General features: G+C 55.7%; 7 protein-coding genes. 6 read left to right on the top strand and 1 reads right to left on the bottom strand.

Annotated elements, in window-relative coordinates; all coding sequences use genetic code 11:
* Positions 1-213 precede the first annotated feature (213 nt).
* The 3 genes from ACIBJH_RS04430 to ACIBJH_RS04420 all read left to right on the top strand — a co-directional run bounded on the left by ACIBJH_RS04430 (position 214) and on the right by ACIBJH_RS04420 (position 3,643).
* Positions 214-921 carry a hypothetical protein gene (locus tag ACIBJH_RS04430; RefSeq protein ID WP_399115313.1) on the top strand — a complete coding sequence of 236 codons (708 nt, stop codon included), beginning with the start codon at positions 214-216 and terminating at the stop codon, positions 919-921.
* A 115-nt stretch (positions 922-1,036) separates the two neighbouring features.
* Positions 1,037-1,582 (top strand): hypothetical protein, encoded by a 546-nt coding sequence (locus tag ACIBJH_RS04425; protein WP_399115312.1) that lies wholly within the window; start codon positions 1,037-1,039, stop codon positions 1,580-1,582.
* A gap of 42 nt (positions 1,583-1,624) precedes the next feature.
* Positions 1,625-3,643 (top strand): CHAP domain-containing protein, encoded by a 2,019-nt coding sequence (locus ACIBJH_RS04420; RefSeq protein ID WP_399115605.1) that lies wholly within the window; start codon positions 1,625-1,627, stop codon positions 3,641-3,643.
* A gap of 62 nt (positions 3,644-3,705) precedes the next feature.
* Here ACIBJH_RS04420 and ACIBJH_RS04415 read toward each other — a convergent pair whose 3' ends face one another.
* Complete coding sequence (locus tag ACIBJH_RS04415) at positions 3,706-3,975, bottom strand: helix-turn-helix domain-containing protein (RefSeq protein WP_399115311.1); 270 nt, start codon at positions 3,973-3,975, stop codon at positions 3,706-3,708.
* A gap of 283 nt (positions 3,976-4,258) precedes the next feature.
* Here ACIBJH_RS04415 and ACIBJH_RS04410 point away from each other — a divergent pair, with 283 nt between their 5' ends.
* The 3 genes from ACIBJH_RS04410 to ACIBJH_RS04400 are packed head-to-tail and all read left to right on the top strand — an operon-like array spanning position 4,259 to position 6,531.
* On the top strand, positions 4,259-5,398 hold the full coding sequence (locus tag ACIBJH_RS04410) for a hypothetical protein (RefSeq protein WP_399115310.1): 1,140 nt from the start codon (positions 4,259-4,261) through the stop codon (positions 5,396-5,398).
* Between the two features lie 21 nt (positions 5,399-5,419).
* Entirely contained in the window at positions 5,420-6,115 is a 696-nt protein-coding gene (locus ACIBJH_RS04405; RefSeq protein WP_399115309.1) for a TIGR02391 family protein, read from the top strand.
* The gene (locus ACIBJH_RS04400; RefSeq protein WP_399115308.1) at positions 6,112-6,531 is read left to right on the top strand and encodes a hypothetical protein; all 420 of its coding nucleotides are present in this window, start codon (positions 6,112-6,114) and stop codon (positions 6,529-6,531) included. The genes ACIBJH_RS04405 and ACIBJH_RS04400 overlap by 4 nt, the downstream gene beginning before the upstream one ends.
* Positions 6,532-6,536: the final 5 nt, after the last annotated feature.

Below are 6,536 nucleotides of genomic sequence, written 5' to 3'. Positions count from 1 at the left end.
GCTGCCACCCGAAATCCCTCAAAAGCAGGGGGGGGGGGTAACTTCTTAGTGCTTCTCTCTACCCACACCCTACGTTACGTGTCGGCAGGCCGCGTAACCATTTCCCTTACCTTCTATTATTGCACATTTGGCAAGTGGTAGAACTGAGAACTTGCTTTGCCGAATGGCCCTGCTTGTGCTTTACTGAAGGTAACAACTAAACAGGTACTAAAAATGCAGAAGAACTTGTCGAGCAGTAAAGGCTTCGCTCATATTGCGATATTGGTAATTGCAGTATTGGCAGTAATTGCCGGAAGTGGCGTATATGTTTACAAGCACAACCACGATAAGCAGCAATCGAGCAAGGCATCTTCGAGAGCTACCGATACCACCAAGGATACTGGCACTTCAGGCTCAAAGGCGACGCCAACTGACCCGTATGCAGGATGGAAGACTGCGACCCTAAGCTCGCCACAACTTAGCTTCCGGTACCCTGTTGACTGGACAATTACCACTTCGACAGATGGTGAAAATATCGAGGTGAAGACATCTGCAACCGGCGGTCATTACTTCGACCTGAGCCTGATTGCTGGCAAAGCCGCAGACGTGAACCTTAACTTTCTTGGGACAGCTCCAGGCACGACGCTTTCTGGCTTTACCGTGGACGGACGCGCGATGTATGCAGTTGCGCAAACCGCTGGGACCGACGGTGCTGTGACAGGGATTGGCTTGGCGACAACGACCGGCAGCGCAAGCACGAGCTTCGGTGTTATTGACTCCCAGAAAGCCCATAACGTCACAATGGTGGCAGCTCTTACGCCAACCAATCAGACCACCAGTGACAATGGTGCTGAATACAGTCTTGACGCCTATAAAGCGGAGCCTCTCTACTCCGATATCCTCAAAGTATTCGAGTCTCTGAATGGTACGCTCCCTCAGTAAAGAGCGAGCATTTAGTCGCCCCGCCAGCCTTGCACCGAACAAAATGCAAAAGTGTGCTTGCTATTACATGTACCTGCATGTAAGCTGATTTCATAAGTAAATTTAGGACGCTTGCATGAGAATGGGACGTACAGGCTTTGGGAAGACCAAGGCTTTAATTTCAGTAGGGTTTGTAATTGTAACTATCGCTAGCGGTGTCGCATACCACTTCCATGGAAGCGCAGAAGCCGAGGCGACTTCAGTCACGAGTCAGCACTTAGCTATACATGAGTGGGGAGTGAACCTCCCGATAGCAAGCAACATCAACGATGCATACTACGCGGTGAGCACGAGCACACGTGACCCATTAACCGGAGAACCGAACACGGTGTGGGTCGGTCTTTCGTCGCTGAGCAATAAAGGTTGCGATGCAACACGATTCAGTACCACGGGAGAAGGAAGCCCAGTGGGTGCAATTATTAGGGTTCTTCCAACGGATACCGACCCAGTAACAGGGACCGCGTATACCCAAAAATACCCCGGTGGGGCAACAGTTGGAGGGTATTACTATGTCTACATCCCCTGGAAGTCAGCAGTAAACTGCGCCTCGCAGAGCACGATTACTGGCATCAACACTTCTTTCGAGAACGCCTCAAAGGGCGTAGCCAAGCCTCAAAACTGAGTCTCAAACCGTAACTGCTAAGTATACATAAAGGTCAAGGTGATGCTGATTTCAAAAATTGCTTCAATCAAAGTCCGTCCGTTCGTGATGGCACTTCTAACAATAACTGTTTCGTTCGCGCCCACACTAGCCCTTACAGGTGCGGCGTATGCGAGCATATCCAACACTCGCGTCGACGCAGTGGGCACGGTAGAGCTCAATGGCATGGGCTGGCTCAATGGAGACGGTGTTGACATATATTCCAACGGGAGCAGCGCCGCTAACGAAAACGGAAACAACTACGTCAACGGGGTTCTCTCAGGCACTAAGTGGCAATGTGTAGAGATGGTAAACCGGCTCTACTTAACAAAGGGCTGGACGAGCGCAACATGGCATGGCAACGGCAACACGCTCATTAATAACGTCCCGTCCGGATTGAGCGCAGAAAACAATGGCTCGATTTCAAAGCTGGATGCGGGTGATGTGATTACGCTTAATGATGGCGGGTACGGCCATGCCGCTATCATCAACTCTGTCAGCAGCAGCATACAGATTGTCAACCAAAACACCGTTGCCGTCTACAGCTCGGCAAGCATATCAAGCGGTGCACTTGCCAGTAGTAATGCAACTCTGAGTATGACTGGCTGGCCCGGCTACGCAATACAGGGCGTCATCCATCACCCCGGTTCGACTGGTTCGGGGTCCGGGCCATCTCTCCCATCTGGCGCAAGCCCTATCGAGAATGGCGGCTTCAACGTAGACAGCTCGCACTGGTCACCTAATGGAACCCTGGGGTATCAGCAGACCGGTAGCGCCGCCCCCACACTGCCTTATGAGGGCACAGGTTTCGAGCTCATCCAAGCACTTAACTCTGGCGATGGCCTTTCAGAAACCAACTCGAAGACCATTAGCGCCGGCGATACCTATTGTGCGTCCGCTGAGGTAGTTACAGCCGGAGCGAACACAGGCGGCGGCGGAACTCTTGCCCTATGGATGACTGGCGGTTCCACCAACGAAGTCTCGACCAAGGACTTTAGTTCACTCCCGAACGCCAACGGTTGGCAAGAGGTCAAGACATGTGTCACGGCAACGACAGCACACTCATATATCAAGGTGCAATTCTATCCAACAGCAGGAGGGCCGACCATCGGCGTTGATGCTGTGGACGTGCACCAAACCCTGAGCGCCAATGGTGGGTTCAACGGCGGTACAGGATATTGGAACCTCGCTACTGGCACTAGCTTCACTACCTATGCGGCTGCGGACAACGTAGGCACGAACCCGTACGAAGGTGGTCGCTTCGGAGCCACTAACACCAATACTTCGGGCGGCAGCATCTACCAAGACTTACCACGAACCATTAACGCTGGCGACACTTTCTGTGCCGAAGTCGAAGTAAACACCGTCGGCAACACCAGCGGTGCCAGCGGCATGTTGGCGATTCACCTCACAGGCACGAACACAACTGAGACTTCGACAGATCAGTTTGCTGGGCTACCCGGTGGCAATTCGTGGACGCCCGTAAAAACTTGCGTGACCGCAACGGCAGTGCACAGCAATGTTCGTGTGCAGCTCTTCCCATCGGTTGGGAGTCCTACCGTTGGCGTTGATGCGCTCGACGTTCACAGCTCCATCATCGAGAATGGCGGCTTCAACGTAGACAGCTCGCACTGGTCGGTGAGCGGCAGTCCTGCATACATGCAATACAGCAACTATAGTTCCACCTTGCCAGCCGAAGGCTCAGGATTTGAGGTTGTACAAGCATCAGGCACCGGTGACAGCTTGTATGAGTCGCGTGGCTATGCGATTGGCGCTGGCGACACATACTGCGTGGATGCCAGCGTTATCACGCCCGGCTATGGAAGTGGCGCGTCGGGCACTCTAGCCATTTGGTTGTTGGGAGCAAACGGCACCGACAAGTCAACTTACTCGTTTAGCAATCTACCTGGCGGTAACTCTTGGCAGCACATCAAGGCTTGTGTGATGGCTAGTGTCGCTGAGTCAAACGGTACCATTCGTGCTCAGATATATCCGACTCCTGGTGGTGCGCCAGTCGGCGTTGACGCGATTGACGTTCATTAGACCCTTAACCGACGAACCAGAAAAGGCCCCGAAATGGGGTCTTTTCTGGTTCGTCGGGGAGATCAGGGCGTCTCTTTGTCGGGCTCGGCTTGGTCTTGCGGAGCGCTCAGCCCCCGCACCAGCTCGGCAGGATCGACCTGCAAGGCGTCGGCAATCTTGAGGATGTTGTGCAGCGAGACGTTGCGCTGTCCTCGCTCCACCTGGCCGATGAACGTCCAATGGATGCCACTGTCGTCGGCAAGTCCCTCTTGGCTCTTGCCGAGCTCGTTGCGCCGGCTACGGACCCGGGCACCGAAGGTTGCTGCTGCGTCTGAGATGGGCTGCTTTGGCATGTCGTGCCCTAGCTCATATGTCCCAAGCCTCAACATCCAGAGACGATATATCCCAACTATCTGTGTCCCATGACTATGCGTCCTATAGGCTGGCCGTGCAGCACCCCGGACAGCGGAGGAGGTGACAGGTATGTACGCACGTACGAGCGGCGGAAGCGGCGGCGCCAAGCGCTGACGTCGGCACCTGAGCAACGCGAGAGACCCCGAGCCCGGGCGGTGGGCCCGGGGTCTTTTGTTGTACAACCATTGCGCTGACCTGCAAGTTTGTTACAATTGATCTTGTATGTCGAGCCCGTTACAACGCCTCTACCGCACCCGACTTGTTCTCATCGCTGTGCTTGCCTCACTGGCCGGCATTGTTGTGGTTCTGCTCGGGCACTGGCTCCAGGCGCACCACGTTGGCAACTGGCTCTCTGACGACTTGGTGCCCAATGCTGGCTTAGCTCTCTTCACGACTGGCCTCATCGCCATCTTCTTCGAGTACGTCAACAACGTGGACGCCGAGGAGCGAGGGACGGAGCGCCTGCGGTCAGTAGTAGAGGAGTCTGCGCCCGTCATCCGTGACTCGGTGGTGGAGGGCTTTGCGTTCGCTCCGGACTCCCTGACTGCTGTGTCATCACCCGAGACCCTTGATCGGATTGTTGAAAACACCTTGGCCATACGGCTTGGGGACAAGGAGCTTGCCGCCGATGCTTCTCGCGATCTGAGGCAGCAGATCATTGGTGCTCGTCAACGGTGGTATGACGCACGTGCTTCGGTAGCTCTAGCGCCGTGGACTGAAGGACCGGATACGGGGCGTGAAGCGATGTTCGTCGCAACGATTCGTTGGGAGTACAGTTTCACGCCTTCAAACCCGGTGTTCCGATTCTCCTGTGTCTCTGATCTTGAGTCCTACCGGGATTTGCTAAGTGATCCAACATCGGCCGCGGAGTGGTACTTTCCGACCGTCGGAAAGCTGAACGCTGCGTCGCCCGAGGTATTTGAGTTAGTCGAACTGACCGTTGACGGAAAGCCCCAGAAGGTACGACGCGGCGTCCGCAAGGAAGGACAGTCTTATACCGTAAATCTAGGCGATGTGGTTGTTGAGCGCAGCCAACGGGTACGGATTGCCTATACATATCGCGTGCTGATGCAGCGACATGGACACCTCCTTCACCTTGACCTAGCACAGCCCACTAAGGATTTTAGCGCTGAAATTTCGTATGGCGACTGCGGAATTTGGCGAATGAACGTTGTGGACTATCTGTCCGGCCCTAGGCAGCCACGAGTGGCTGAACTGGCCGCCTCTGATCCCTCGCCAAGTGTTCAAATCTCGTATCCTGGCTGGACATTCCCGAAGGGTGGAGTTGTGTGCTCGTGGGTTCTTGAGGACGAGCTAGCACCAGCCGACCGCCCAAAGAAAAGCGGTTTACAGAAGCCGTAAGGCAGCGTATACCTGTGAGGCATGATCGCTCTCAGCCCTCAAGATGTCCTTGAACTCCCTGTCGACGAACTTGCGCTGCACGTTCTTGAAGACATGGTGCGGACCAACACGTGGAACTCGTACAACTACTGCCTGAGCTACACGACGGACGAGAAGTATCGGGCCATGGGCACCCACCCGGCGAGGGCTGTAGCCGAAGCAGCGCAATGGCTGTTGTCGCATGGGATGCTCGCAAGCAAACCCGGTGATAGTAATCCGCAATCTATTTTCGTAACCCGCCGCGGGCGCGAAGCTGTTGAGCAGGGTATTGCTACGGTGCGCAGTGTGAACAGGCTGCAAGACAACCTGCACCCGCTCATTGAAGCCAAAGCACGGCGACAGTTCCTCATCGGTGAGTACGAGAACGCCATCTTCGTCTCTATGAAGGCCGTCGAGGTTCGTGTGCGACAGCTGGCCGGCTTCGGCGACGATGTGTTCGGTACCGACCTCATGACGAAGGCTTTTCGGCAGGGTGGGCCGCTCGCCGACCCGGTGGCTCCTGCTGGCGAAGTCGTCGGGACCATGATGTTCTTCCAAGGCGCGTACGCCGTGCTGCGCAACCCTTCGGGACACCGAGAAGTTTCCTTCGATGACGTCACCGAGGCGTCTGAGGCCGTCATGACTGCCAGCCTGCTCATGCGGATGCTGGACAAGATTGAGCGTCGGCTGAACCCGTGAACGAAGTACGTTCAGCGGCGGCGGCATTTCGCCAAGCGATCCTTGCTTGCCCGGACACAGGGCTTATTTCGCTGCGTGACTTTCCGCATGGCTCCTGTGGTGATGCGTCGCCGCTGCTCGGTCAGTTCCTACGTGATCAAGGGTTCGGGGTGTGGGAGTACGTTGCGGGAGAGCGCGGCAGTGACCAGCACACCCACGCTTGGCTGGAGCAAGGCGGCTGGCTGCTGGACATCACTGCTGACCAGTTTCCGGGTGTCCGTGAGTCGGTCGTTTTGACACAAGACCGCTCGTGGCACGCGCAGTTCCGCCAGACTGAGCGGCGAGCGGCGAGCATCGACATGTGGGACGAGCACACGACCCGTGACCTCACCGAGGCGTACGAGATGATCGTGGCCGAGTACGAACGAAGGCGATAGAAGCA

This window comes from Streptomyces sp. NPDC050548 (assembly GCF_044457385.1).
Classification (GTDB): domain Bacteria; phylum Actinomycetota; class Actinomycetes; order Streptomycetales; family Streptomycetaceae; genus Streptomyces.
Note: the sequence above shows the minus strand (reverse complement) of the source record. Positions and strands in the feature narration are given on the sequence as shown.

Bases quoted from the DNA above. Each gene is read 5' to 3' on its own strand.
- ACIBJH_RS04420 (WP_399115605.1), top strand. From the start codon at position 1,625: ATGCTGATTTCAAAAATTGCTTCAATCAAAGTCCGTCCGTTCGTGATG.
- ACIBJH_RS04405 (WP_399115309.1), top strand. From the start codon at position 5,420: ATGATCGCTCTCAGCCCTCAAGATGTCCTTGAACTCCCTGTCGACGAA.
- ACIBJH_RS04425 (WP_399115312.1), top strand. From the start codon at position 1,037: ATGAGAATGGGACGTACAGGCTTTGGGAAGACCAAGGCTTTAATTTCA.
- ACIBJH_RS04410 (WP_399115310.1), top strand. From the start codon at position 4,259: ATGTCGAGCCCGTTACAACGCCTCTACCGCACCCGACTTGTTCTCATC.
- ACIBJH_RS04415 (WP_399115311.1), bottom strand. From the start codon at position 3,975: ATGCCAAAGCAGCCCATCTCAGACGCAGCAGCAACCTTCGGTGCCCGG.
- ACIBJH_RS04430 (WP_399115313.1), top strand. From the start codon at position 214: ATGCAGAAGAACTTGTCGAGCAGTAAAGGCTTCGCTCATATTGCGATA.